The 26,123-nt window shown below is 68.8% G+C and carries 20 protein-coding genes; 12 read left to right on the top strand and 8 right to left on the bottom strand.

Annotated features, from left to right (window positions below):
- The 5 genes from ngcE to ACWEOO_RS24575 form a co-directional block, all read left to right on the top strand.
- On the top strand, positions 1-1,234 hold a 1,234-nt coding region (gene ngcE, locus ACWEOO_RS24555), incomplete at its 5' end, for an N-acetylglucosamine/diacetylchitobiose ABC transporter substrate-binding protein (RefSeq protein WP_452144984.1).
- A 123-nt stretch (positions 1,235-1,357) separates the two neighbouring features.
- Positions 1,358-1,762: a hypothetical protein gene (locus ACWEOO_RS24560; RefSeq protein ID WP_452144985.1), complete on the top strand. Its 405-nt coding sequence runs from the start codon at positions 1,358-1,360 to the stop codon at positions 1,760-1,762.
- Between the two features lie 75 nt (positions 1,763-1,837).
- A complete protein-coding gene (gene trpS, locus ACWEOO_RS24565) occupies positions 1,838-2,890 on the top strand; it encodes a tryptophan--tRNA ligase (protein WP_452144986.1) in 1,053 nt (350 codons plus the stop codon).
- 11 nt (positions 2,891-2,901) lie between these two features.
- On the top strand, positions 2,902-3,414 hold the full coding sequence (locus tag ACWEOO_RS24570) for a 2'-5' RNA ligase family protein (protein WP_359938713.1): 513 nt from the start codon (positions 2,902-2,904) through the stop codon (positions 3,412-3,414).
- Between the two features lie 28 nt (positions 3,415-3,442).
- On the top strand, positions 3,443-4,516 hold the full coding sequence (locus ACWEOO_RS24575; RefSeq protein WP_452144987.1) for a YihY/virulence factor BrkB family protein: 1,074 nt from the start codon (positions 3,443-3,445) through the stop codon (positions 4,514-4,516).
- Between the two features lie 53 nt (positions 4,517-4,569).
- Here ACWEOO_RS24575 and ACWEOO_RS24580 read toward each other — a convergent pair whose 3' ends face one another.
- Positions 4,570-5,709 (bottom strand): D-alanyl-D-alanine carboxypeptidase family protein, encoded by a 1,140-nt coding sequence (locus tag ACWEOO_RS24580; RefSeq protein ID WP_452144988.1) that lies wholly within the window; start codon positions 5,707-5,709, stop codon positions 4,570-4,572.
- Between the two features lie 46 nt (positions 5,710-5,755).
- The gene (locus tag ACWEOO_RS24585; protein WP_452144989.1) at positions 5,756-6,685 is read right to left on the bottom strand and encodes a zinc metalloprotease; all 930 of its coding nucleotides are present in this window, start codon (positions 6,683-6,685) and stop codon (positions 5,756-5,758) included.
- A gap of 246 nt (positions 6,686-6,931) precedes the next feature.
- Here ACWEOO_RS24585 and ACWEOO_RS24590 point away from each other — a divergent pair, with 246 nt between their 5' ends.
- Positions 6,932-9,808 carry a S8 family serine peptidase gene (locus tag ACWEOO_RS24590; RefSeq protein ID WP_452144990.1) on the top strand — a complete coding sequence of 959 codons (2,877 nt, stop codon included), beginning with the start codon at positions 6,932-6,934 and terminating at the stop codon, positions 9,806-9,808.
- A 43-nt stretch (positions 9,809-9,851) separates the two neighbouring features.
- Here ACWEOO_RS24590 and ACWEOO_RS24595 read toward each other — a convergent pair whose 3' ends face one another.
- The 5 genes from ACWEOO_RS24595 to ACWEOO_RS24615 all read right to left on the bottom strand — a co-directional run bounded on the left by ACWEOO_RS24595 (position 9,852) and on the right by ACWEOO_RS24615 (position 14,881).
- Positions 9,852-10,571, bottom strand: coding sequence for a FadR/GntR family transcriptional regulator (locus ACWEOO_RS24595; protein WP_452144991.1), 720 nt, complete (start codon positions 10,569-10,571; stop codon positions 9,852-9,854).
- A gap of 154 nt (positions 10,572-10,725) precedes the next feature.
- Entirely contained in the window at positions 10,726-11,502 is a 777-nt protein-coding gene (locus ACWEOO_RS24600; protein WP_452144992.1) for a 3-oxoacyl-ACP reductase, read from the bottom strand.
- A gap of 1 nt (position 11,503) precedes the next feature.
- Positions 11,504-12,850, bottom strand: coding sequence for an aldehyde dehydrogenase family protein (locus ACWEOO_RS24605; protein WP_452144993.1), 1,347 nt, complete (start codon positions 12,848-12,850; stop codon positions 11,504-11,506).
- Positions 12,847-13,551 (bottom strand): gamma-glutamyl-gamma-aminobutyrate hydrolase family protein, encoded by a 705-nt coding sequence (locus ACWEOO_RS24610; RefSeq protein ID WP_452144994.1) that lies wholly within the window; start codon positions 13,549-13,551, stop codon positions 12,847-12,849. Before ACWEOO_RS24610 ends, ACWEOO_RS24605 begins: the two co-directional genes overlap by 4 nt.
- Positions 13,532-14,881, bottom strand: coding sequence for a glutamine synthetase family protein (locus ACWEOO_RS24615; protein ID WP_452144995.1), 1,350 nt, complete (start codon positions 14,879-14,881; stop codon positions 13,532-13,534). The genes ACWEOO_RS24610 and ACWEOO_RS24615 overlap by 20 nt, the downstream gene beginning before the upstream one ends.
- Before the next feature lie 161 nt (positions 14,882-15,042).
- Between ACWEOO_RS24615 and ACWEOO_RS24620 the strand changes: the two genes are divergently transcribed.
- The 3 genes from ACWEOO_RS24620 (at position 15,043) to ACWEOO_RS24630 (ending at position 19,807) form a co-directional block, all read left to right on the top strand.
- Complete coding sequence (locus ACWEOO_RS24620; protein WP_452144996.1) at positions 15,043-16,575, top strand: amino acid permease; 1,533 nt, start codon at positions 15,043-15,045, stop codon at positions 16,573-16,575.
- A gap of 238 nt (positions 16,576-16,813) precedes the next feature.
- The gene (locus ACWEOO_RS24625) at positions 16,814-19,576 is read left to right on the top strand and encodes an AAA family ATPase (RefSeq protein WP_452144997.1); all 2,763 of its coding nucleotides are present in this window, start codon (positions 16,814-16,816) and stop codon (positions 19,574-19,576) included.
- Positions 19,577-19,807: an SCO4848 family membrane protein gene (locus ACWEOO_RS24630; protein WP_355696278.1), complete on the top strand. Its 231-nt coding sequence runs from the start codon at positions 19,577-19,579 to the stop codon at positions 19,805-19,807.
- Here ACWEOO_RS24630 and ACWEOO_RS24635 read toward each other — a convergent pair.
- Positions 19,779-20,594, bottom strand: coding sequence for an AraC family transcriptional regulator (locus ACWEOO_RS24635; protein ID WP_452144998.1), 816 nt, complete (start codon positions 20,592-20,594; stop codon positions 19,779-19,781). The two genes, ACWEOO_RS24630 and ACWEOO_RS24635, sit on opposite strands and share 29 nt — an antisense overlap.
- A gap of 23 nt (positions 20,595-20,617) precedes the next feature.
- On the opposite strand from ACWEOO_RS24635, the gene ACWEOO_RS24640 reads away from it, so the two are divergent.
- The 3 genes from ACWEOO_RS24640 to ACWEOO_RS24650 are packed head-to-tail and all read left to right on the top strand — an operon-like array spanning position 20,618 to position 26,117.
- The gene (locus tag ACWEOO_RS24640) at positions 20,618-21,445 is read left to right on the top strand and encodes a M55 family metallopeptidase (RefSeq protein WP_452144999.1); all 828 of its coding nucleotides are present in this window, start codon (positions 20,618-20,620) and stop codon (positions 21,443-21,445) included.
- Between the two features lie 53 nt (positions 21,446-21,498).
- A complete protein-coding gene (locus tag ACWEOO_RS24645; RefSeq protein WP_452145000.1) occupies positions 21,499-25,023 on the top strand; it encodes a DUF4132 domain-containing protein in 3,525 nt (1,174 codons plus the stop codon).
- The gene (locus ACWEOO_RS24650; RefSeq protein ID WP_452145001.1) at positions 25,023-26,117 is read left to right on the top strand and encodes an ATP-binding protein; all 1,095 of its coding nucleotides are present in this window, start codon (positions 25,023-25,025) and stop codon (positions 26,115-26,117) included. The genes ACWEOO_RS24645 and ACWEOO_RS24650 overlap by 1 nt, the downstream gene beginning before the upstream one ends.
- Positions 26,118-26,123: the final 6 nt, after the last annotated feature.

A 26,123-nucleotide genomic window follows, 5' to 3' on the forward strand; every position in this document is an offset into this window, starting at 1 on the left:
GCCGAAGACCCGTCGCTGGTCCGGCGGTACACGTGGAAGTCCAACGTCGTCGCGGTCGTCACCGACGGCACTGCCGTCCTCGGCCGCCGTCGTCACGCCGAAGCTGGCACCGCAACTGTCCGGCCAGCTGCTGCCCCGGTTCGCCGCGGGCAACCCGCCCGACGTGGTGCTCAGCACCGGCGACGACGAGCTGGAGCTCGGCCGGCTGGTCAAGGAAGGCCAGCTGACCGACCTGCAGCAGCTGCTGGACGCGCCGTCCTGGGACAACCCGAACGCGGCGGTCAAGGACCAACTGCTGCCCGACATGCTGAACTTCGGCCGGTACGACGGGACCCAGCGCACCGTCAACTACATCGCGAGCGTCTACGGCATCTGGTATTCGGCCAGCCTGTTCCAGCGCAACGGCTGGGAGGTGCCTCGCACCTGGACGGATCTGCTCGCCCTCGGCGCCGACATGAAGGCCGCCAAGCTCGGGCCGTTCATCTACGCCGGCACACATCCGTACTACCTGCTGGAGCTGGTGCTGACGCTGGCCGCCAAGACCGGCGGGCCGGACGTCGTGAAGCGGATCGACAACCTCGAGGACGGCGCCTGGAAGGACGAGAGCGTCACCAAGGCGATCCTCGCGGTCGGTGAGCTGGCCAAGCGCGGGCTGCTCGCGACCGGGACCGCGGCGTACGACCACATCGGTTCGCAGAAACGCTTCCTCGCCGGCAAGGCCGGGATGCTGCCGTGCGGCAACTGGCTCGAGAACGAGATGAAGGGCCTGGTCCCGCAGGATTTCGCGCTGACCATGTTCGCCGTACCGCCGCTGGACTCGTCGCCGGCGCTGGCCAGCGGTGTACACGTCGCGGCGACCGCGCCGTTCCTCGTACCGGACAAGGCACGGAACAAGGCCGGCGGGCTCGAGTACCTGCGGGCCCTGCTGTCGGCTGACGTCGCGGCGCAGGTCACCTCGGAGGCGAGCCAGCTCACCATCGTCCGGGGCGCGGCCGACGGGCTCGAGATGGGGTCGGCGCTCCGCTCGGCCCGGGACCTGCTCTCCGCGGCCGGCGACCAGCTGATCATCTGGTACTTCGACGACTGGTACCCGCAGTTCGCGGACGCGGCCGCGACGGCCACCGGGCAGTTCATGGCCGGCGGCCTGCAGCAGTCCGAGTGGACCGCGCGGATCCAGGCGGCGGCCGACAAGCTCAAACAGGACTCCGCGGTCACGAAGTACCACCGCGAGTGAGATCCAGGTCAGGGCAACCTGACCGCTTCTGATCATCGGGCTGTGAACCCGGCTACGAACGGATAAAACCCCATCGCCGTCAGGCGCTCCCCGCCGTACGCTCGGAGGAGGGGAGGGAGTGCGATGGAGTGGCTGGCGGTTGTGGTTCTGTTCTTGACGCTGTGCGTCCTGCTGAACCTGCTGCTGCCGCATCCGCCGCCGTCGCGGTGGCGGCGCGGTGTGGAGCGGCGGACGGCGCGCCTGACCGCGCGGCTGCACCGGCATCGGGAGCCCGAGCCGGACCCGTTCGACACGCTCCGCCTGCAGACCCGCCTGGGGCATCTGTCCACCAAGATCCGCAGCATCGAGTCCACGCCGCACGTGTACGCCCGCGCGCACAAGCTGATGGCGCTGGAGGCGGCGTACGACGACCTCCTCGACGAGGCCTGCCGACTGGCGGGCTGCCCGGGGGAGGCCGAGATGAAACGCTCCGAGGAGAAACGCTGGCAGGAGGAGCAGGAACTGGCCGCCCGCGGCTGGTCCTGGTGACCCATAGTCGTTGAGATATGACTGATAACCCGCCCGGGTGCAGGGTGAGTTGAGAACGCTGGCAGAATCGGTCCCATGTCCCATGCTGCGTCTGACCCCTCCGCAGCCGGTTCCCAGCGACGCCCGCGCGTGCTCTCCGGGATCCAGCCGACGGCGGACTCCTTCCACTTCGGCAACTACCTCGGCGCGTTGCGGCAGTGGGTGGCCCTGCAGGACGACCACGAGGCGTTCTACTGCGTCGTCGACCTGCACGCGATCACGGTGGAGTACGAGCCGAAGGCGCTCCGCGAGCGCACCCGCCGGTCCGCGGCGCAGCTGCTCGCCGCCGGGATCGACCCGGAGCGGTCCACCCTGTTCGTCCAGTCGCACGTGCCCGAGCACGCCCAGCTGTCCTGGGTGCTCGGCTGCCTGACCGGGTTCGGCGAGGCCAGCCGGATGACGCAGTTCAAGGACAAGTCGGCCAAGGGCGGCGCCGACCGCGCCACCGTCGGCCTGTTCACGTACCCGATCCTGCAGGCCGCGGACATCCTGATCTACCAGGCCGACCGGGTCCCGGTCGGCGAGGACCAGCGCCAGCACCTGGAGCTGACCCGCGACCTCGCGCAGCGCTTCAACCACCGGTTCGGCAAGACCTTCCGGCTGCCCGAGCCGTACATCGTCAAGGAGACCGCGAAGATCTCCGACCTGCAGGACCCGTCGGCGAAGATGAGCAAGTCGTCGTCCTCGCCGGCCGGCATCATCGACCTGCTCGACGACCCGAAGGTGAGCGCGAAGAAGATCCGGTCCGCGGTCACCGACTCCGGGCGGGACGTGATCTTCGACCCGGTCGAGAAGGCCGGGGTGGCCAACCTGCTGACGATCTACTCGGCGCTGACCGGCAAGAAGATCAGCGAGCTCGAGGACGAGTACGCCGGGCGCGGGTACGGCGACTTCAAGAAGGACCTCGCCGACGTCGTGGTCGAGTTCGTCACGCCGTTCCGGGAGCAGACGCTGACCTACCTCGACGACAAGGCGCAGCTGGACGCGATCCTGGCGGCCGGCGCCGAGCGGGCCCGGGCGGTCACCGAGCCGACGCTGGCCCGGGTCTACGACCGTCTCGGTTTCGTCGCCGGCCCGCCGCAGTCATGACTGTGCGCCCCATGACCACTATCGGTGTCGCGATCCCGATCGCGGAGCCGTACGGCTCGGAGCTGCAGAAGCACCGGGCCGACTTCGGCGATCCGATGGCCGCGTCGATCCCGACCCACATCACGCTGCTGCCGCCGACCGAGATCGGGGCCGGTGACCTGGAGCGGATCGACGAGCATCTGCTCGCGGTCGCGGCCCGGTTCCCGCGGTTCCGGATCCGGCTGCGCGGCACGGCGACCTTCCGGCCGATCTCGCCGGTGGTGTTCGTCCCGCTGGCGGAGGGCATCTCGTCGTGCGAGGTGCTGCAGTCGCAGGTCCGCTCCGGCCCGCTGAGCGTCGACCTGAAGTTCCCGTACCACCCGCACGTCACGGTCGCGCACGACCTGGACAAGGAAGCGCTCGACCGGGCGTACGACGCCCTGTCGGAGTACGACTGCACCTTCGACGTCGAGCATTTCAGCCGCTACGAACACGGCGCCGACGGCGTGTGGCGCCCACAGCGCGAGTTCCCGCTGGCAGGCTGAGACTCGTTCATCGGGGTACAGGAGTCACATGGGCAGCATCAAGCGTGTCTGGGCGCGGTTCACGAGGTCGCAGCTGTGGCGGGCCTGGAACCGGTACGGCGCCCGGCGCGGCAACCGGTTGGCCGGCGCGACGAGCTTCTTCGGGTTCCTGTCGATGTTCCCGCTGATCGTGCTGGCCGCGGCGATCATCGGCCCGCTGCTCGGCGACGAGGCGATCGACACGCTGAAGAAGTCCCTGGAGAAGAACCTGCCCGGGATCGGCGACAAGATCGACATCGACGCGCTGATCGCGCACGCCGGGACCATCGGCCTGATCTCCGCGATCGGGCTGTTGTTCACCGGCCTCGGCTGGATCGACTCGCTGCGCGCCTCGATCCGCTCGATGCACGAGCTGGACGACGAGCCTGGGAACATCGTCAAGCTGAAGGCAGTCGATCTCGGTGCCCTGATCGGTCTCGGCCTGATCGGGCTGATCGCCACCGGCGCGTCGTCGATCCTGACCGCGCTGTCGAAACGCATCGTCGACTGGGTCGACCTGGACGGCACCTGGCTGGCGGACTGGGGGCTCGGCCTGATCAGCCTGGTGATCGGGATCGGCGCCGGCGCCGTGCTGTTCCTGTACATGCAGACGGTCCTGCCGCGGATCGTGCTGCCCCCCAAGGTGGCGCTGATCGCGGCGCTCGCCGGCGGCGTCGTGTTCTACCTCGCCCAGCGGCTCGGCAACCTCTACGTGAACCACGTGATCGGCGCGAACGCGGCGTACGGCGCGGTGGCGGTGCCGCTGGCGCTGCTGGTGTGGATCTACCTGATGACCCGCGCGATCATGCTGATCGCGGCCTGGGCGAAGGAAGCCACCCTCGACGCCCGTGCCGCGGAAGAGAAGTCGGAGGGGAAGTCGGAGGCGGAGTCGGAGCAGGAGCCGCAGGCCGTCGAGCCCGAACCCCTGCTTCCCGGTCCGCCCGGCAAGCGTTACAAGGTCGTGCCGGTCCCGCAACGCAAGGCAGACTCGGTCGCTGTCGCCGCAGGGACGGTCCTCGGCGTCACGATCACCACCCTGGCACTCCAAGGCCTCCGAGCGGTCCGCTCCATCCGCCGCTCCTGAAAGGTGCTGGCACCTCGTCCGCGAGGACTTCGTCGACGAGTGGCACCTGTTGATCAGCCCGGTCGCCCACGGCGTCGGCGGCGGAGCGTCCGCGGGCGGCGGAGGAAGAGGCCCAGCAGGAGGACCGGCGGCGCGGCGTACGCCCAGTCGGGGACGCGGAAGGCGAGCGACTTGACCGCCTGGCCCGGGTTCAGCGCGGTGCGGGCCTGCGGTGCGCCCGTCGTACTCTTTGTGCCCGCCTCAGGCTTCTGCTGCGGCTGGGTCTTCGGCGGCGCGGCGGCCGGCTTGACCAGGTTGCCGACGGGCTTGAGCTTGCCGTAGTTCGTGAACGTCCAGGTCAGCAGGTTGCTGGCGTCCTCGGTGATGCCGTGCGGCGCGTTCATCAGCGTCACCACCAGCGTGTGCCCGTTGCGCCGGGCGGCGCCGACGAACGTGTTCCGGGCCAGCGTGGTGTACCCGGTCTTCACGCCGAGCGCGCCGTCGTAGTTGAACAGCAGCTTGTTCTGGTTCGCGACCTGGTAGGTGCCCTTGTTCCCGGCGTTCGGGAAGTTCGTGTACTTCGTCGACGCGTACTTCGCGAAGTCCGTGCGCTCGAGCCCCGCCTGGGCGAACAGGGCCAGGTCGTACGCGCTGGAGTACTGCCCGTCGGCGTCGAGGCCGGTCGGGTCGGTGACATGGGTGTCGAGCGCGCCGAGATCCTTGGCCTTCGCGTTCATCCGCTGGATGGTCGCCGGTACGCCGCCCTGGTCGTGGGCGCACAGCGCGTGCACGGCGTCGTTCCCGGAGGCCAGGAACATGCCCTGGAAGAGCAGGTCGACGGTGTACTGCAGGCCCGGGTACACCCCGACCTTGCTGCCGATGATGCCGGCGTCGGCGTCCGACCCGACGACCGGATCGGTCTTCTTCAGCCGGGGCAGCAGGACCAGAGCGGTGAGCGTCTTGAGAGTGCTGGCCGGGCGGAGCTGCGCATGCGGCGCCTTGGCCGCGAGCACCTGCCCGGTGTCGACGTCCGCCACGACGTATGCCGATGCCTGCACTACCGGCGGCGACGCCCCGTCGGCGACCACCGTCGGCTTCGCGGTCAGCAGCTCGCCGCCGACCGGGCTTTGTGGGCCCGAGCCGGCGGCAGTCGCTGTCAGAGGTCCGGCGGCCACCAGTGCGGTGGTCGCGCAGGCCGTCAGAAGCAAACGCATCGGCGGCACTCTAGTTGGCCGACGGTGCAGATGTCACAGTCGGGTCTCATGCCCGGTAGGCGGTCCACATGTCGCTGATCCGGGTCGACTGCCCCGGGGTGAACTGGTTGTAGCAGGAGTCGTAGGAGTAGTCCATGTAGTTGTGGATCGGGTCCAGACCGGGCAGCGAGCAGGAGTCCCGGCCCTCCGGGCAGCCGCTGGACGAGCTGCTCTGCGCGGGCGTGTCGGCCACCGAGTCGTTCGTGCTCGTGCAGCCGCCCTGGAACGTGTGGTACAGCCCGAACCAGTGACCGGCCTCGTGGGTCGCGGTCTTGCCGTCGTTGTAGTTGGTCGCCGAGCCGCCGGGCAGGGAGCTGTACTGCACCCGGATGCCGTCGATCGACGGGTTGCTCGCGTAGTCCCACGGGAAGGTCGCGATCCCGAGGTACGAGAAGTCGACCAGCCAGATGTTCAGGGCGTTCTTACCGCCCTGACGGGTCTGCGAGCGGTACGAGGTGCTCTGCCGGTCCTTGTGCCACTGGTCGTTGTAGTACCGGTTGACGCCGGCCAGCGTGAACGTGAAGCCGGTGTTCGCGGCCTGGGAAGACTCCTGACCTGCGAAGTCCTGGTTCAGCTCGGCGATCTGCTGGTTGATCTGGGTCGAGGTGACGTCACCGGCGCCGGACTTGCTCAGCATCACGTGGATGTACACCGGGACACTGGCCGACGCCAACGTGCCGACACGCGCCTTCTTGGCCTTCAAGATCTCCGCGGTCCGGACGTCGATGGCCTTCTGCTCGGCCGCCGACAACTCCCGGTGGTCGGCCCCGAAGCCACCACGCGCGGCAGGACCTTCCTCGGGCGTGAAACACGCCGCTCCGGCGGTCTGGTCGACAGGCGCCTTCGCGGTCGCCTGTCCACCGAGCGGACTGAACGCGAGCGCCGTACCGGCCAGAAGCACGGCCAGGGCGCGGGGACGGGTAACGAAAGATCGCATAGCGGTCCTCCACGAATCGGGCCGCTTTGGGCGGTGCGGCCGAATCCGGCGATTTTCCCCACCATCCCGCGGGGTGCCAACCCATTCCGTGTCTGACTGGTGCCACGGCACCACCGCGCCGGTCACCTGCAACTAGCTGCAACGTACTTGCGCAAGCCGCCTTCTGAACGATAAAACGTCTGCCTGTCTATACCGGTGCCGCGGGGGCCGCACTGGTTCTCACCCCCTCTCTTGCTGGAGTTCTGGATGCGCCGCGCCCGCATGCCGCTGACGTCTGCCCAGGTACTACGACTCGTACTCCCCGCCGCCCTGGTCGCCACCACCCTGGTGGCGGTCACCGGCTCCTCGGGAAGCGCCGCCGAGCCCCTCCCCTTCAAGGCGAAGCCCACCATCGGCAAACCCGCCGGACCGTCCTACGAAGCCAACTCGGTCCTCGTGAAGTTCAAATCAAAGGCCACCACCTCGGCCCGCAAGGCCGCCATGGCCAAGATCCACGGCAAGCCCGACGTGTCCGTGACCTCCTCCGAGGTGGTCACGGTGACGGGTGACGTGCCGGCGCCCGACGCGTTGAAGCGCTTGAAGACCGACCCGTCGGTCGAGCTCGCCTCGCTCAACTACATCCGGCACAAGCTCGCCACTCCGGCCGACCCGTTCTACGCCAACTACCAGAAGTACCTGCCGACCGTTCGGCTCAACCAGGCGTGGGACCTGACCAAGTCGGCCGGGTCGCAGACGATCGCCGTACTCGACACCGGTGTCGACGCCGGTCACCCGGATCTGGCCGGCCATCTCCTGCCGGGATACAACCTCTTCAACACCGCGACGCTGCCGAACGACGGCGACGGCCACGGCACCGCGGTGGCAGGCATCATCGCGGCTGGCACCGGCAACGGCATCGGGATCGCCGGCGTAGCCTGGGACGCCAAGATCCGTCCGGTCAAGGTGCTGGACGACAACGGCAACGGCTCCGACGGCAAACTGGTCATGGGTATCAACTGGGCCGTCAAGAACGGCGCCCGGATCATCAACATGTCGCTGGGCGGCGGGTACGCCAACGAGATCGTCCACGACGCGATCAAGAATGCGGTCGCGAACGGTGTGCTGGTGGTCGCGGCAGTCGGCGACAGCGGTACGGCGGAGTTCCAGACGTGGCCAGCCTCCTATCCGGAAGTACTAGGCGTCGGCGCGACGGACCGGAACGGCGTACTGACCAGCTTCAGCAGCCCCCGCGACGTCGATGTGGTCGCCCCCGGCTTCGGCATCGCCAGTACGGCACCCCGTGCTCTGACGCCCTCAGGTAGCGCGCCGTACTACACCGGTCTGTCGGGTACATCCTTCTCCACAGCGATCGTTTCCGGCGTCGCTGCGCTGGTCCGCAACAAATGGCCGTCGTTGACGCCGGACCAGGTGATCGCACGCCTGAAGGCGACCGCCCGCGACTCCGGTCCGCGAGGCCTCGACCCGTACTACGGGTCCGGCGTCGTCGACGCATATCACGCCCTCGGCGGCCCGTGGGCTCCGGATTTCGCTCCCGGTATCCCGGACGCCGACGACCAGCCAGTTCGCGCGACATCGATCGAGCTGCAGCAGAGGGCCAGTGGAAACATCGGGACCGAGGGCGATGTCGATTGGTACAAGATGACTTCTACCTACTGGGACATCTGCATCTCCGTCACCATGCCGGAGTACGACTCAGCGGCGTACGCACAGAATCTCGCTCCCGTGGTGTCGGTGTACGACGCCTCGCTCAAGCCGAAGGCGTTCGGCGAGGTGCGCCTGCCCGCATTCGGCCAGCCGGATCGCCCCGGGGTCATCGGTCTGGAAGTTGCAGTCAAACTGCCCGAGAACGGTCCGACCTATTTCTCGATCCGCAACCACAACGGGGCGCGCGACACGCGCGCATACACGGTCGACAGCTTCATCTGCCAGACCACGCCTACATCGGGCGGAGACGCATATCCGGCCCTCGACGCCTCGCCGGGCGATCAGACGTTCGGAGCGCCGCTCGACGTCAAGCCTTTCGTGACCTTCGCGCGTCCGGCCATGGCGGACAGCGTGAATACGACGACGGTCCGGTTGATCAATGCGAAGACCGATTCAACCGTTGCAGCGACGGTCGAGTACGACGCGGCTACCAACAGGGCGATCCTCAGCCCGACGACGCCGCTGCTCGACAACACGCCTTACCGAATCCTCGCGGTTGACGTGAAGGACACGACCTACAACTGGATGGGTGCCTTCAGCAGCCTCTTCACGACGGTCGACCTGACTCCAGGGAAACCGGACTTTGCCGCCGCGGGCGCCTATCTCGCGGCGAACCTCAGCTGGAAGATCGCGCCGATGTCGGACCTCGACCAGGTGATCGTGCGACGCAACCCGAGCAGTGTCGTACCTACGCTGACCACCGGATCGCTCGCGTACGCGGGGACCGGGACCGCGGTGAAGAACACCGGCCTCGCGCAAGGTACGACGTACACCTACGCGGCCTGGGTGAAGGACCGCAGCGGCAAGGTCAGCCCTGTCGCAACCAGACAACTGCTCGGGATGAAGTCCGGGATCAGCATGACATCGACCCTGATCGACTACGGCGGTTCGATCACCCTGCGGGGGAGCACCCTGCGGATCGACAACGTGGCCTATGCCGGGTTGCCGGTGAACGTGTACGTGCGGCCGAAGAACTCGTCGAAGTTCACCTTGCTGGCGGCGTTGAAGACGTCGTCGACGGGGACGTTGTCGGTGGTGCACAAGCCGCTGGTGTCGTCGGTGTACATGCTGACGTTCCCGGGCAACGAGAGCCTGATGGGTACCCGTACCGCGGACATCACGGTGCAGGTCCGCCCGACGATCTCGGCTGTGCTGTCGCCGTCGTCCATCCGTCTCGGTGGCGCCGCGGCGTTCAGTGGCTACGTCGCTCCGGCGCACGCCGGACAGACCGTGTATCTGCAGCAGTACGGCAGCAAGGTCTGGAAGTCGATCGCGTCGATGAAGCTCAGCACGTCCGGCAAGTACGCGTTCGGTATCAAGCCGGCCGTGCGCGGGCAGATCGCCTACCGGGTGTGGTTCCCGGGCGACGCTGATCACGCCCCGGCCTACACGGTCAACAAGATCCTCACCATCAGCTGAACCTCCGCTCCGTGCCCCGGCCGATTCATCGGCCGGGGCATTTCTATTCGAGGAAGGCGCGGAGGAGGGCCTCGGTGCCGGCCAGGTGTTCTTGCATGGCTGTGCGGGCGGTTGTGGGGTCTTGGGTGAGGATCGCGGTGACGATGGCCTGGTGCTGGGTGTTGGAGTGGTGGAGGTTGGGTTCCAGGAGGGGGATGGCGTCCAGGAGCTCGTTGAGGCGCATTCGGACGTCGGCCATGGCTGATGTGAGGGAGGGGGAGCCGGTTACCTCGGCTATGGCCAGGTGGAGGCGGGAGTCCAAGCGGCGGTAGTCGGTGAGGGTGGCGGCGGTCGTGTCGGCCAGGCAGCGTTCCAGGTGGTCGCGTTCGGCGGTGGTGAGGTCGCGGGTGGCGGCGGCTTCGGCGGCGCCGGTTTCCAGGACCTGGCGGAGGGTCAGGGCGTCGTCCAGGCCGGCTGCCAGGTCGCGGGCGAGGCGTTTGGCCGTCGTACGGCGGGGTTTGGGGAGGTGCTCGTTGACGAACGTGCCGCCGTACCGGCCGCGGCGGGACTCCACGTAGCCGGCTTCGGTGAGGGCGTGGATGGCCTCGCGGAGGGTGACGCGGCTGACGTTCAGGCGGGCGGCGAGCTCGCGCTCGGGCGGGAGGCGGTCGCCGGGGACGACGACGCCGAGCTTGATTGCCTGCAGCAACCGCTCGACCGTCTCCTCGAACGGGTTCCCGGCCCGCACGGGCCGGAACACCGCATCATCTGCCTGAACGACCATGCCCCCAGCCTAAGACTGCATCCGTCGAACGATCCGGAGCCCTGCGCCCGGCGGCCCCGCCCGCAGCAACTTCAGGGGATGGATATCCACCCGTGTTGGAGGTGCTCTGCTGGTCTACGAGTGGAGAACCCCAAGACGAGCGGACAACCCGGGGCTACATCGGGGTTACGTAGGCGCCGGAGATGCCGCCGTCTACCAGGAAGGTGTTGGCGGTGATGAAGGAGGAGTCGTCGCTGGCCAGGAAGGCTACGGCGGCGGCGATCTCCTCTGGCTCGCCGAAGCGGCCCATGGGGACGTGGACGAGGCGGCGTTGGGCTCGTTCGGGGTCTTTGGCGAAGAGTTCGGTGAGGAGGGGAGTGTTGACGGGGCCGGGGCAGAGGGCGTTGACGCGGATGCCCTGGCGGGCGAATTCGACGCCTAGTTCGCGGCTCATGGCGAGGACGCCGCCCTTGGAGGCCGAGTAGGAGATCTGGGAGGTTGCGGCGCCCATGATCGCGACGAAGGACGCTGTGTTGATGATCGAGCCCCGGCCCTGGCGTTGCATGTAGGGGATGGCGGCCTTGCAGCAGAGGTAAACCGAGGTCAGGTTGACCTCCTGGACCTTGCGCCACGCGTCCAGGCCGGTGTCCAGGATGGATGCGTCGTCGGGCGGCGAGATGCCCGCGTTGTTGAATGCGATGTCGACCGCGCCGTACGTGTCGAAGGCCTGCTTGAACAGGTTGTCGACCGCGGCCGGGTCGGTGACGTCGGTCGGTACGAACAGCCCGCCGACCTCGTCCGCCGCGTCCTTCCCCGCGGCCGGGTCGAGGTCGCCGATCACGACGTGCGCGCCCTCGGCCGCGAGCCGTCGGACCGTGGCCAGGCCGATCCCGCTCGCGCCACCCGTGACGACAGCGACTCTGCCTTCGAGCCGGTGTGCCTTGACGTCCATATCAATCCTCCGTGCTGATGAAGATGTTCTTGGTCTCGGTGAACGTGGCGAGCGCGTCCGGGCCGAGTTCCCGGCCGAGGCCGGATTGCTTGTATCCGCCGAACGGGGTCGAGTAGCGCACCGACGAGTTCGAGTTGATCGACAGGTTGCCGGCCTCGACACCGCGGCCCACCCGCAGCGCGCGGCCGACGTCGCGGGTCCAGATCGAGCCGGACAGCCCGTACTCGCTGTCGTTCGCGATCCGCAGCGCGTCGGCCTCGTCCTCGAACGGAACGACCGCTACCACCGGCCCGAAGATCTCCTCCCGCAGAGCTCGGTCAGGCGCCGGCGCGAGCACGGTCGGCGGGAACCAGAATCCTGGCCCGCTCGGCGCAGTACCTTGAAAAGCCGGGTTCTCGACGTACGACGCGACCTGCTCGAGCTGTGCGGCGGAGATCAGCGGGCCCATCTCGGTCGCCGGATCGCTCGGGTCGCCGACCTTGAAGTTCTTGACGGCTGGTTCGAGCAGTTCCAGGAAACGGTCGTACGCCGAGCGCTCGACGAGGATCCGGGAGCGTGCGCAGCAGTCTTGGCCGGCGTTGTCGAAAACACCGTACGGCGCCTGGGCTGCCGCCTTCTCGAGATCGGCGTCGGCGAAGACGATGTTCGCCGACTTGCCGCCCAGCTCGAGTGTCAGGCGCTTCACCTGGTCTGCGCAGCCGGCCATGATCTGCTTGCCGACCGTGGTGGAGCCGGTGAAGACGATTTTCCGGACGGCGGAATGCGTGACGAAACGGTTTCCGACAACGGTTCCCTTACCGGGCACGACTTCGAGGACGCCGGGCGGCAGGCCGGCCTCCAGTGCGAGTTCGCCGAGGCGCAGGGCGGTCAGTGGGGTGAGCTCGGCGGGTTTCAGCACAACGGTGTTTCCGGCCGCCAGCGCCGGCGCGAAGCCCCAGCCCGCGATCGGCATCGGAAAGTTCCACGGAACGATGACCCCGACCACGCCGAGCGGCTCCTGGAACGTCACGTCGACGCCGCCGGCCACCGGAATCTGCTTTCCGAAAAGGCGTTCCGGGGCCGCGGAGTAGTAGGTGAGGACTTCACGGACGTTTCCGGCTTCCCAGCGGGCGTTTCCGATCGTGTGCCCGGCGTTCTCGACCTCCAGCGCGGCCAGGTTCTCCAGATCAGCGTCGACCGCGTCCGCGAAGCGCCGCAGCAGTCGTCCGCGATCGGCGGGTGTCACATCGCGCCAGGTCTCGAAGGCGCGAGCGGCCCGGTCGATCGCCGCGTCGGCTTCGGCCTCGGAAGCCAGAGAGATCGTCCGGATCACCTTCTCGGTGGCCGGATTGATCACGTCGTACGTCATGTCGTGCTCCTGATCAGTGCGGTGAAGAGCCGCAGGTCTTCCGGGTTCTCCTCGGGATGCCACTGGACGCCGAGGGCGAAGTCGTGGCCTTCCACTTCGGCGGCCTCGACGGTGCCGTCACCCGCGCGGGCGGTGACCTTCAGGCCGGGTGCGACGACGTCGAGCGCCTGGTGGTGGTAGCAGCTGCCAACAGCGCTCTCGCCGAGGATGCGTGCGGTCAGCGTGCCGGGCTCGATCTTCGCCTCGACGGCGCCGAAGACCGCGGGCGACGGCCGGTGCTCGTCGTGGGCCACGACGTCGGGCAGGTGCTGGTGCAGCGTGCCGCCGAGGGTCACGTTGAGCATCTGCAGGCCGCGGCAGATTGCCAGCAGCGGCAGGTCACGGTCCAAGGCGGCCCGGACCAGGACTGCTTCGTGGTGGTCCCGGTCCACGCGGGTGTCCACGGTTTCCGGATGTGGCACGGCGGCGTACGAAGCCGGGTCGACATCGCAGCCACCGGCGATGACCAGGCCGTCCAGAACGTCGAGAACCGAAGGATCGGTCCCCACAGGCGGCAGCAGCAGCGGCACCCCTCCGGCCGCTACCACCGCGTCGAGATACACCTGTGGGACCAGCGCGGCCGGCCGCTGCCAGATGCCCCAGGTGGCCGGCTCCAGGTACGTCGTGATGCCGATACGCGGTTTAGAGGCGTTCGAAGCCACGGATTCGCTCCCAGTCGGTGACGGTGGCGTCGTAGGCGGCCAGTTCGACGCGGGCGGCGTTGGTGTAGTGGTCGACCATCTCGTCGCCGAAGGCGGTGCGGGCGAGTTTCGAGCCGGTGAAGAGGGCGGCGGCTTCGCGGAGGGTGGCCGGGACGTGTTCCTTGTCGGCGGACTCGTAGGCGTTGCCCTCCAGGAGTGGCTCGAGTTCCAGTTCCTGCTCGATGCCGTGGAGGCCGGAGGCGATGATCGCGGCGACGGCGAGGTACGGGTTCACGTCGCCGCCGGGCAGGCGGTTCTCGACCCGCAAGGAATCGCCGTGACCGACCACGCGCAGCGAGCAGGTGCGGTTGTCGAGGCCCCACGCGACGGCTGTCGGAGCGAAGCTGCCGTGGACGAAACGCTTGTAGGAGTTGATGTTCGGCGCGAGCAGATACGTGAACTCGGTCAGACAGGCGAGCTGGCCGGCGATGAAATGTTCCATCAGCCGCGAGAAGCCATGAGAGCCGTCACCAGCCAGCACCGGCGAGCCGTCGTCACCGCGGAAGCTCAGGTGGATGTGGCATGAGTTGCCCTCGCGTTCGTCGTACTTCGCCATGAACGTGAGGCTCTTGCCGTGCTTGGCCGCGATCTCCTTCGCGCCGGTCTTGTAGATCGAGTGGTTGTCGCACGTCACCAGCGCTTCGTCGTACCGGAAAGCGATTTCGTGCTGGCCGAGGTTGCACTCGCCCTTCGCGGACTCGACGTACAGACCGGCGCCGGTCATCCCGTTGCGGATGTCGCGCAGCAGCGGCTCGATCCGGGACGTGCCGACGAGCGAGTAGTCGACGTTGTACTGGTTGGACGGTGTCAGGTCGCGATACCGCTTGTTCCACGCGGTTTCGTAGGTGTCGTCGAAGACGATGAACTCGAGCTCGGTCCCGACGTACGCCTTCAGCCCGCGCTCGGACAGCCGGTCGAGTTGCGCGCGCAGCACCTGCCGCGGCGAGGCGATCACCGGCGTACCGTCCAGCCACTGCACGTCGCACAGCACCAGCGCGGTGCCCTCCAGCCACGGCACCAGGCGCAGCGTGTCGAGATCTGGCGCCATCACCATGTCGCCGTACCCGCGCTCCCACGACGACATCGCGTATCCGTCCACAGTGTTCATGTCGACGTCGACGGCGAGCAGGTAGTTGCAGCCCTCGGTGCCGTGTTTCAGCACCTCCTCCAGGAAATACCGTGCACCGCAACGCTTTCCTTGAAGGCGCCCCTGCATGTCCGTGATCGCCACGAGCACCGTGTCGACCTCACCGGCATCGACCAGCCTCCGCAATTCCTCGACACTCAGCACGGCCCACTCCCGGAGTCTATTGGTCTGTCCCTGAACCATTGACGCAAGTCCCGGCCGTGATGTCAATGCGCGCCGTTTCCCTTGACACGTCCGGAACCCGGTGCCTCAATGAGCTAAAGGTCTGGGGGGAGACCATTGAGCCGCAGTGCTGAGGAGGCCCAGTGAGCAACGACCGCACCGACTCCGCCCCGATGACCGACGACGAGAAACGCCTGCATCAGTTGGGATACGCGCAGGAACTGTCCCGGACGATGTCCGGCTTCTCGAACTTCGCGGTGTCCTTCACGATCATCTCGATCCTGTCCGGCTGCCTGACCCTGTACGGGTTCGGGATGAACACCGGCGGCCCGGTGATGATCGTCTGGGGCTGGCCGATCGTCGGCCTGATGACGCTGTTCGTGGGCCTCGCGATGGCGGAGGTCTGCTCGAGCTACCCGACCGCCGGCGGCCTGTACTACTGGGCGGCGAAACTCGCCCCGTCGAACGGCGCCGCCTGGTCCTGGTTCACCGGGTGGTTCAACTTCCTCGGCCAGGTCGCGGTGACGGCCGGCATCGACTTCGGCGCGGCGTTCTTCCTGAACGCGTTCCTCGACCTGCAGTTCGGCTTCAGCGCGACACCCGGTCACACCATCGTGCTGTTCGGGATCATCCTGCTGGTGCACGGGCTGCTGAACTCGTTCGGCGTGAAGCTGGTCGCCAGGCTCAACGACATCAGCGTCTGGTGGCACATCGTCGGCGTGCTGTTCATTGTCGGCGCGCTCGTGTTCGTCCCGGACAAGCACCAGTCGGCGTCGTTCGTGTTCGGTCACTTCGTCAACAACACCGGCTGGGGATCCACCTTCTACGTCGCACTGCTCGGCCTGCTGCTCGCGCAGTACACGTTCACCGGGTACGACGCCTCGGCGCACATGACCGAGGAGACGCACGACGCGGCCCGCTCGGGCCCGCGCGGGATCGTGATGTCGATCCTGGTGTCGCTGGCCGCCGGGTGGGTGCTGCTGATCGGGCTGACGTTCGCGATCCAGAGCTACGACGGCGCGCTCAGCGGCGACACGGGCGTACCGCCGGCGCAGATCTTCATCGACGCGGTCGGCATGGTCACCGGGAAGATCCTGCTGCTGGTCGTGATCGGCGCGCAGTTGTTCTGCGGCATGTCGTCGGTGACGGCGAACTCGCGGATGATCTACGCGTTCTCCCGCGACGGCGCGCTGCCCGGGTCGAAGTTCTGGCACAAGATCAATCACCGCACCCGGACACCCACGAACGCGATCTGGCTGGCCGCGGGCGGGGCGTTCGTCCTCGGCCTGCCGTACCTGTGGAACGCGACCGCGTACGCCGCCGTCACGTCGATCGCGGTCATCGGCCTCTACATCGCCTACGTCCTGCCCGCTTTGCTGCGGCTGCTGCAGGGCGACCGTTTCCAGCCGGGCCCGTGGAACCTCGGCCGCTGGAGCCGCCCGATCGGCATCGTCGCGATCGTCTGGGTCGCGTTCATCACGATCCTGTTCATGCTGCCGCAGGTCAGCCCGGTCACCGGTAGCACGTTCAACTACACGCCGGTCGCGGTCCTGGTCGTGCTCGGCTTCGCGGCGGCGTACTGGTTCTTGTCCGCCCGCCGCTGGTTCACCGGCCCCAAGGTCCAGGGCACCGAGGAGGAACTCGCCGCGATCGAACGCGACCTCGAATCCATCTGACGTCCACGCTCTTCGGGCACCCATCAACCGTTCTCGCAGGGGTGAAACGGTTGGTGGGGGCCCAAAGTCGTCGAAAGACCATCCGGTGCCCCGGCACGATCGTGCCGTGCTGACTGCTCGGAACCAGACAGGAATGGGTGTCAGGATGGTGGCCAGCACCTTTCCTCATGTGACACTCGCCGTGTCGAACACCGATCGACTGTGATAATCGGCGAAGGTAATCCTTCGAGGAGTTGTATTGACTGACGACGAGCTGGTCGGGCGAGCAGGACTGGTCGAGCGTGCCACCAAGCAGCTCGAGACCAGCGGCAGTGTGCTGCTCTACGGCCCGACCGGTATCGGCAAGTCGGCCCTCGCCCGGACATTGGTTGCGGAGCGTGTTCGTCAGGGCTGCCGGATCCTCAGCGCGGCACCGTCCAACGCCGAGGCCGGCCTGCCGTACGTCACGCTCCTCGACCTGCTCTCCCACCAGCTCGATTTCGCCTGGCAGGTGCTTCCCGACCACCTCCGGCAGCCGCTCGAGGTGGCGCTGCTGAAGGCGAGCGCCCCGGACACGGTCCGTGACGAGCTGGCCGTTCGGCTCGCCGTCCTGCACGTTCTGCGCCGGCTCGCCACGACCGGCCCGGTGCTGATCGTCGTCGACGACATCCAGTGGGTGGATCCGTCCAGCCTCGAGGTGCTGACGTTCTGCGCCCGCCGGCTGACCGAGGGGGTGCACCTGCTCGCCACCGAGCAGGTCGCCGACGGGGACCTGCCGGTGATGGCCGACGCGTGCCCGGAGCCCGTCCTCCAGCTCGAGGTCCCGCCGCTCACCGAGCCCGACGTCCTCGGCCTGCTCCGGCAGCGGCTGTCCAGCCCGCTCCCGGTCCGCACCGCCCGGCGGATCTTCACCGCGAGCGCCGGCAACCCGTTCATGGCCCTGGAGCTCGGGCGCGCCGTACTGCGGCATCCGAAGAGCGTCTCGCCCAACGACCCGCTGCCGGTGTCCAGCCGCCTGAAGACCCTGCTCGGGGAGCGTCTGGCCACGCTGTCCACCGGCACTCACGAGGTGCTCCTGCACGCTGCGTCGTCGCCGCGCCCGACCACGACGCAGCTCGCCGCGTCGCTCGGCCGCCCGATCGACGCGGACCTGGCCGAGGCGGAGACCCTCGGCCTGATCGACATCTCCGCCGAGCGACTCCGGTTCACCCATCCGCTGCTCCGCGAGTTCGTGTACGCCGAGGCCACCTCGGCCGCCCGCCGCCAGGCCCACGCCCAACTCGCCGCCGCGGTGGACGAACCGGTCGAGAACGCGACCCACCGCGCCCTCGCCACCCAGGAGGCCGACGCGGCGCTGGCCGCGGCCATCGAGGAAGCCGCCACCGTCGCCGCCGGACGAGGCGCGCCCGGTGCCGCCGCGACCCTGTGGCGCCTGAGCGCGGACCGTACGCCGTGCACGCAGCCGGATGAGCGCGCCCGGCGGCTCACCCGCGCGGCCGACGACGCGGCCGCCGCGGGTCACCTGGCGGAGTCGGCCGACATGGCGCGTCTCGCGGTACAGACCGCGACCCTGCCGGCGACCAAGGTGCCGGCGCTGCTGCTCTGCGCGGATGCCGTCTGGCCGGAGCGGGACCGTCGCGTCGAGCTGCTCGCGGAGGCCTTCAAGGCGGCCGCGGGGGACCAGCGGCTCGAGGCGCGGGTGCGGATCGAGCGCAGCCACAGCCACTACTTCGACCGCAGCCTCGACGATGCGCAGGAGGACGCCCGGATCGCCGAGGCGCTGGCACGTGAAGCCGGTGACACCGAGGCGGTCGTCGACGCGCTGAGCGCCGCCAGCTCGGTGCTGATCGCCCGCGACGCCGAGCAGTCCGCGGACGCCGTACTGTTGCAGGCCGCCGACCTCGCCAAGGGCCTGCCGCTCACCAAGGCCACGGTGAACGCGCGCCAGATGGCCGCGATGCAGGAGCTGTTCCGCGGCCGGACCGCCGAGGCGATCACCGGTATCACCGCACTGGCCGACGAGGTCCGCGACCACGGCGCGATGCGCTGGCTGGCGTCGGTCCTGATCTCGGCGACGGCGATCTACGAGCGCAGCGGCCGGGGCGCGGACGCGCTCGCCGCCGGGCACGAGTGCTACCAGCTGATGCGCGACATCGGCGACGAGGCCGAGGTCGGTCTGATCATCGCCAGCCGCGCGGAGTGGGCGGGCGGTACGGCGGCCATGGGCCGCGAGCTCGCCGACGCCGCGCTGGACGAGGTCCGCCGGATCGGGAACGACGAGTGGACCGGCCCCGCGCTGGCCAGTCTCGGGATGCTCGGTGTGCTGACGGGCGACCCGCAGCGGGCCGTGGAGGCGTTCGACGCGATCGCGGAGTCAGGGGAGGCGGCGATGCCGTGGGACCCCGCGGTCATCCCGTGGCACGCGGACTACGCCGAGGCCCTGGTCGCCGCCGGCCGGCTGGACGACGCGGCCGCCCTGATCGCCGAGATCCGCACCCGCGCCGAGAACCTGGACCGCGGCGTCGTCAAGCTCGGCCTGGATCGCGCCGAGGCGCTGCTGATCGCCAAGCAGGGCGACCCGGCCGCGGCGCTGGAGCTGCTGGAGAAGGCCGTCGGTACGGCGGGAGACCGGGTCTACCCACTCGATCTCGCGCGCTGCGAGCTGACCCGCGGCCGGATCGCGCGGCAGGCCCGGCGCCGCTCGGTGGCGCGCACCGCGTTCCTGGACGCGATCGAGCAGTTCGAGGCGTACGGCGCACCCGCCTGGCGCGAGGTCGCCGAGACCGAGCTCGCGCGCCTCGACGTACCGAGCCGCAGCCGGCTGCCGTCGGAGCTGACCGACAACGAGCAGCAGATCGTCTCGATGGTCCGCGACGGCTCCACGAACCGGGAGATCGCCGCGGCGCTGTACCTGTCGGTGAAGGCAGTCGAGTCGCAGCTGACCCGCCTGTACCGCCGCTTCGGCGTGGCCAACCGGACCCAGCTGCTCCGGATGGTCGACCGCCCGAGTCAGAATGGCTGAGTGAAACTCGAACGGAAACACGCCGTCGTCCTGCTCGCGATCGCGGCCTGGAACGTCATCACCTATGTGCGCTTCATCAAGGCGCTCGTCGACACCGAGGACCGCCCGACCGGGTACTACGTCGCGCACACGATCCTGATCGTCGTGAATCTGCTGATCGCGGCGCTGCTGGGCACCTGGGGTGTCCGCGCCTACAAGGCAGCTAAGGCCCCGCAAAGCTCGTCGGTGTGACCCCGAGCACTTTCTTGAAGTGCCGGTTCAGGTGTGACTGGTCGTAGAAGCCGGCCAACGTCGCCACCTCGGCCGCCGGGCGCCCGTCCAGCAGGTACCGCCGCGCGAGGTCGACCCGCCGCCCGGTCAGGTACCGGTGCGGCGGCATCCCGAACTCCCGGCTGAACGCCCGCACCAGGTGCGCCGGGTGCGCGTGCACGATCCGGGCGGCGTCCTCCAACGTGAGCCCGTCCGCGACATGCGCGTCCAGCAGGTCCCGCAGCCGGCCCGCCACACCGGCGTCCCGCAGCCGCTTGGCGACCTCGGCGCTGCCGCCCGGCTCTTCAACCTGGCGCGTGAGGTGCTGCTGGATGCGCTCCTCGATCAACGTCAGCCGGCTCTGGGCCTCCAGATCCTCGCGTCCGTCACTGAGCACCCGGTGCAACTGATGGATCCGGTGCCGCAGCAGCGCGTCGACGTACTCGGGCTGGTCGACCGCCGCGCCGATCAGGTCGGGGCCGCCGAGCCGGTCCGGCGCCAGGTACAGAACACGTTTTCGGAAACCGCCCGGAAACACCGAGCGCCCGTCGTGCGGAACGTGCGGCGGCAACAGCGAGACCTGTGCCTGCGCGAGCCCGTGCTCATGCCGATCGAGGTCGTACCGGACGGCGCCCTCGTCGACGATCAGCACCGTCCACGCGTCGTGCGTGTGGCTCGGGTACGCGTGCGACGGGAAATGGGCGTGCAGGACCTCGACGACGCCGGGCAGACCGGGCCGCCACGCCCGGACCTCGGCGCGACCGCTCATAGTCAGAACATACGCTGCTGCGTGTGAAGGTCTATGTGAGTGCGGACATGGAAGGCATCACCGGAGTCGTCGACGCGGAGGACGTCCAGCCGCCGGGCCGCGACTACGAGCGCGCCCGGGTGCTGATGACGGAGGACGTGAACGCCGCGGTCCGCGGTGCGTACGCCGCCGGCGCGACCGAGGTACTGGTCAACGACGCGCACGGCCCGATGCGCAACCTGCTGCCCGACCTCCTCGACCCGCGCGCCCGCCTGATCAAGGGCCGCCCGAAGCCGATGGGCATGATGGAGGGCCTGACCCCGGAGTACGACGCGGCGCTCTGCGTCGGGTACCACGCCCGCGCCGGCGTTCTGGGCGTGCTCAGCCACAGCTTCATGGGCCACGAGATCGAGGACATCTGGCTCGACGATGAGGTCACCGGCGAGATCGGCCTGTTCCACGCGGCCGCCGCGGCGTACGGCGTAGCGGTCGCCCTCCTGACCGGCGACGACACCGCCTGCGACGAGATGAAGGCGTGGGACCCCGCGGTGGCGACCGTCCCGGTCAAGTTCGCCAAGGACCGCTTCGCCGCCCAGTTGGTCCCGGTCGCCGAGGCCCGCGAGGCGATCGAGTCCACTACCGCCGACGCCCTGGCCAACCTCTCCCACCCCGCCCGCCCCACCGGTCCCCGGACAATGGCCGTCCGCTGGCAGTCCGCCTCGGTACCCTCCCACCTCACCGCCATCCCCGGCGTCACCCGCCGCGACGACCGCACGGTGACCCTCGAAGCAGACATGCTCCAGCTCTACCGGCTGTTCAACCTGTTCCTCCGCGTCTGCTCGGCAGTGACGTCGAACCCGCCGTACTGCTGAAACTGTCGGAGGTCGTCGGTAGCTTTCGGGGACTCGACGACCTGGGGGTGGGGATGACAACAACACTCGACGCGGACCTGCGCGCCGCGACGGAGCCGGTGGCACAGGGGGATGCCGGCCTGCACGACGACCTGGTTTCCTACGTGCTCGAAGGTTCGCCGCGGTCCGTGCTCGGCCGCCTCGGCGGGTACGAGGCGGCCTGGCATCTGAGGGTGATTGGGCACGCCTACGACACGTCCCCGTCGCATCTCGCCTTGCATCGCGTCGTGGAGAGCCTGTCCGAGATGCCGATCGACGTGCTGGGCCGCTGGGCCAAGGTGCTGGGGAGGGTGCTCTCCAGCACCCTGGAGTACTTTCCGCGCGACATGGCCGGGCAGCCGGCCTGGATCGGTGCGCTGCTGTTCCAGCTCGGCAATGTCTCGTCCAGTTACGCGAGCTTCAGCCACGAACGGTTCGAGGAACTACTGACGGCCGAGGGGTTCGACCCGGCCACGATGCTGCTGATCGCCTTCGAGATCCCGACCGGGCACACCGGCTACTTCCCGGAGTACCGGATCCACGCCGTCCGCGGCATGTCCGGGTACGACGACGCGGTACGGCGGAATGCCCCGGCGCTGCGGTCCGGCCTGACGCTCGACAAGGTCGCCCACCAGCAGTCGGCGCTCGCCCACCTGCCGCACCTGTCGGCGGAGACCCTGCGGGAGTTCCCCGCGCAGATCGCTTGCATCGCGGCCTCGTCGAACCGGGAGGTCCGGGCCGCGGCCCAGCCGTTCCTGGCCGTCGACGGCGTGATTGCCCAGCTCCGGGTGCTGGCCGAGAAGGGCAAGCCGGAGCAGCGCATCGAGGCGCTGAAGTTGCTTTGGGCAACAGATGATGAGGAGCAACGGCAGTGGGCCGAGAAAGTTGCCGGCGCCGATCGGGCGGCCAGTGTCCGCAAACTCCTGGACACCTGGGCCTTGTCCGCGCAGGAGGAAGCTCCGGCGCCGGGCATTCGTCCTGTCGACCTGCGGGTTCCCGTCACCGACGAGTTGCGGGCCGTGCTCGGAGCGGTGTGGGTCCGCATCATGCAGGGGAACCACACCTTTGCGGGCAGCGGTGACGAGCTGAACCTGACCGAGGACGATCTGCGGCAGGTGCTGACGACACTCGAGACCGGGGTGCCCTGCGAGATCGTCAGGCGGCGGGTGCCACAGAACTGGCTGGCCCTGGTGCTGGGGGAGCACGCGGCCGAGATGGGGCCGGTCGTCTCCACGGTGGTGCTGGCCCGGACCGGCGTACTGATGGCCGGCTGGAATCACCTGCTCACCGAGCAGGCGAGCGGGTTCTACAACAGCTTGTTCCAGGAGACGGGGCATCCGACGCTGCTCGAGCTCGCCCTGATCCTCGACGCGATGGGGCTCGACGGCAGCGCGCTCGTCGCCGACCGGTACAAGCGCAGCTACAACGGGCTCGCGACCCACTGGCCGGACGAGGCGGTGGCTCCGTTCGTGCGGCATGCGTTGCCGCACTTCCTGGAGATGCTGGAGATCAACGGCGACTACTACATGCACGACGACATGCCGTTCCGGGCGTTGGCGACGTTGCCGACGCTGCCCGGGGAGGCGGTCGAGGCGCTGACCAAGATCGCGCTGCGGCCGCAGAAGGGCAAACGCCGTGCTGCGCAGGACATGCTGGCTCGCATCGACGGGTTCGAGGAACGGCCCGTCACCGCGCTGAAGGACACCAAGGCGGAGGTCCGTGCCGTTGCGGCGCAGTGGCTTCAGCGGCTGCGCTACACGCCGGCCGTACCGGCTCTCGAAACGGCGATCGCCAAGGAGAGGAACGACGTCACCACCGGCGCGCTCCTGGACGCGCTCGAGAGCCTCGGCCGGCCGGTCGAGAAGTACGTCGATCGCGACGGCCTGCGGAAGGACGCCGAGAAGGGCCTGGCCAAGGGGCTGCCCAAGGGTCTCGAGTGGATGCGCTGGGACCTGCTGCCGAAGGTGCACTGGGCAGACTCGGGCGATGCAGTGCCGCCGGAGGTGCTCAAGTGGCTGATCGCCCAAGCGGTGAAGGCGAAATCGCCGGAGCCGAATGCGTTGCTGCGCAAGTACTGCGGGATGTTCGACCCGACGGAGCGGGAGGAGTTCGGGCAGCACCTGCTGGAGACGTGGCTGGCGCAGGACGTCGTACCGATCAGTCAGGAGGAGGCGCATCGGCTGGCGTCGGAGGCTGCGTCGTGGCAGCACAGCTACCTGACCAGATACCCGCAGCAGAACGCGAGCAGCCCGCTCGCGGGGATGAACCTGGCCCAGATCACCGCGTACCTCCTGCCCCGGTTCGCCTCGCGGCCGGCCGGGTCGGCGATCGCCTCCAAGGGCGTGCTCGCCGTCGCCGCGGCCTGTGCCGGTGAGCGCGCCGCCGCGCCGGTCGGGCGGTACCTCAAGGAGTGGTACGGCACGCGGGCCGCGCAGGGCAAGGCGCTGATCGCGATGCTTGCCTGGATCGAGGACCCGAGCGCGATTCAGCTGATGCTGTCGGTCGGCTCGCGGTTCCGGACGAAGAGCTTCCAGGACGAGGCGACCCGGCAGGCCGAGGCGCTCGCGGAGCGGAAGGGCTGGACGATCAACGAGCTCGCCGACCGCAGCGTTCCAGTGGCCGGCCTCGACGAGGACGGCCGGATCGACCTGTCGTACGGCGATCGCGTGTTCACCGCCGTACTGCAGCCGGACCTGACCGTCGCGTTGCTGTCGCCGGAGGGCAAGAAGCTCAAGGCCCTGCCCGCGGCGCGGCAGACCGACGACGCCGACGCGGTGAAGGCGGCGAAGAAGGCGTTCTCGGCCGCCAAACGTGAGCTGAAGGCCGTCGTCCAGTTGCAGGCCGACCGGTTGTACGAGGCGTTGTGCACCGAGCGGACCTGGCCGTTCGAGGACTGGCAGCGGTACTTGAACGGCCATCCGATCATGCGCCGGCTGCTCCAACGGCTGGCCTGGGTCGCCGACGGCAAGACCGTGTTCCGGCCTCTCGACGACGGCTCGCTGACCGACGTGGACGACAACGAGGTCGAGTTCGGGCCGGATGCCGTGGTGCGGATCGCGCACGACACGGTGCTCGACGAGGACACCGTGCGCGGCTGGCAGCAGCACTTCGACGACTACGAGATCGTGCCGCTGTTCCAGCAGTTCGGGAAGGGCATCTTCAGGCTGCCCGCCGAGCGCGCCGACACCCAGGTCCTGAACGACTTCGAGGGCCACCTGGTCGAGGCGTTCGCGTTGCGCGGGCGGACCGGGAAGCTCGGCTACACCCGCGGTACGGCGCAGGACGCCGGCTGGTTCTACGAGTACGAGAAGCGCTTCCCGACGCTCGGCCTGGTCGTCGAGGTCGGCTTCTCGGGGAACCCGTTGCCCGAGCAGAACCGGACGGTCGCCCTGGGCACGGTCCGGGTGCTGCGGTCGGCCGACGGTCCGGGCATCGGGACGGTCGTGCGGCTCGGCGACGTGCCGTCGGTGCTGCTCTCCGAGGTCTACAACGACGTCCGGCTGATGGCCTCCGACGGTTCCGGCTTCGATCCGGACTGGCAGCAGAAGACGGAGTACTGATGACCAACGCAACGATTCTGCGGGAGCCGGCCGAGGTCGTGCACGCCGCGGAACTGGAACGGCTCCGGGCGGCGGACACCGCCCCGCGCCCGGCCGGGTGGCAGCTGTCCCCCCGGGCGGTGCGGGCGTTCGTACTCGGCGACCGCGATCTCGACGTACGGCAGAAGTTCTACGGCGACGACGCGCTGGTGGACCGCTGCGTGGTCACGCTGATGAGCAACCGGGGCCTGCTCCTGGTCGGCGAGCCCGGGACCGCGAAGTCGATGCTGTCCGAACTCTTCGCGGCGGCGATCGGCGGCGACTCGACCTGCACGATCCAGGGCACGTCCGGCACCACCGAGGACCAGATCACCTATTCGTGGAACTACGCCCTGCTGCTCGCCGAAGGCCCGAGCCGGCGGGCGTTGGTGAAAGGCCCGATGTACGTCGCTGCGGAGCAGGGCAAGCCGTGCCGGTTCGAGGAGGTCACCCGCGTCCAGCCGGAGATCCAGGACGTGCTGATCGGCGTTCTGTCGGACAAGGTCATCCATGTCCCGGAGCTTTCCGGCGGCGAGGCCGCGGTGTTCGCCGAGCGCGGGTTCAACGTCCTGGCCACGGCGAACCTGCGCGACCGCGGCGTGCACGAGATGTCCAGCGCGCTCAAGCGCCGGTTCAACTTCGAGACCGTGCGGCCGATCGCGGACCGGCGGCTGGAGGAGGCGCTGGTCAAGCAGCAGACCGCGACGCTGCTCGCCCAGTCCGAGATCGAGACCCGGCTCACCGACGACGTGGTGAGTCTGCTGGTCACGGCCTTCCACGACCTGCGGGACGGTGTCACCGCGGAGGGCACGGTGATCGAGCGTCCGAGCGCCGTGCTGTCGTCGGCGGAGGCGGTCGCGGTCGGGTTCGCCGCCGGTCTCGACGCGCAGTACTTCGGTGACGGCACGGTCGGTGGTGAGCACGTGGCCCGGCAGCTGATCGGGACGGTGCTGAAGGACAACCCGGACGACGGGAAGAAGCTGCGGCACTACTTCGACGTGGTGGTCAAGCAGCGCGCGAAGTCCGACCGCCAGTGGCGCCGCGTCCTCGACGCCCGCCGGGAACTCGACCGCTGAGGGCTC

The sequence above is a fragment of the Kribbella sp. NPDC004138 genome (genome assembly GCF_053603655.1).

Coding starts and splice junctions, on each gene's coding strand:
- ACWEOO_RS24585 (WP_452144989.1), bottom strand. CDS start 6,685: ATGCGATCTTTCGTTACCCGTCCCCGCGCCCTGGCCGTGCTTCTGGCC.
- ACWEOO_RS24645 (WP_452145000.1), top strand. CDS start 21,499: ATGACAACAACACTCGACGCGGACCTGCGCGCCGCGACGGAGCCGGTG.
- ACWEOO_RS24580 (WP_452144988.1), bottom strand. CDS start 5,709: ATGCGTTTGCTTCTGACGGCCTGCGCGACCACCGCACTGGTGGCCGCC.
- ACWEOO_RS24600 (WP_452144992.1), bottom strand. CDS start 11,502: ATGGACGTCAAGGCACACCGGCTCGAAGGCAGAGTCGCTGTCGTCACG.
- ACWEOO_RS24605 (WP_452144993.1), bottom strand. CDS start 12,850: ATGACGTACGACGTGATCAATCCGGCCACCGAGAAGGTGATCCGGACG.
- ACWEOO_RS24575 (WP_452144987.1), top strand. CDS start 3,443: ATGGGCAGCATCAAGCGTGTCTGGGCGCGGTTCACGAGGTCGCAGCTG.
- ACWEOO_RS24560 (WP_452144985.1), top strand. CDS start 1,358: ATGGAGTGGCTGGCGGTTGTGGTTCTGTTCTTGACGCTGTGCGTCCTG.
- ACWEOO_RS24590 (WP_452144990.1), top strand. CDS start 6,932: ATGCGCCGCGCCCGCATGCCGCTGACGTCTGCCCAGGTACTACGACTC.
- ACWEOO_RS24635 (WP_452144998.1), bottom strand. CDS start 20,594: ATGAGCGGTCGCGCCGAGGTCCGGGCGTGGCGGCCCGGTCTGCCCGGC.
- ACWEOO_RS24570 (WP_359938713.1), top strand. CDS start 2,902: ATGACCACTATCGGTGTCGCGATCCCGATCGCGGAGCCGTACGGCTCG.
- ACWEOO_RS24650 (WP_452145001.1), top strand. CDS start 25,023: ATGACCAACGCAACGATTCTGCGGGAGCCGGCCGAGGTCGTGCACGCC.
- ACWEOO_RS24595 (WP_452144991.1), bottom strand. CDS start 10,571: ATGGTCGTTCAGGCAGATGATGCGGTGTTCCGGCCCGTGCGGGCCGGG.
- trpS (WP_452144986.1), top strand. CDS start 1,838: ATGTCCCATGCTGCGTCTGACCCCTCCGCAGCCGGTTCCCAGCGACGC.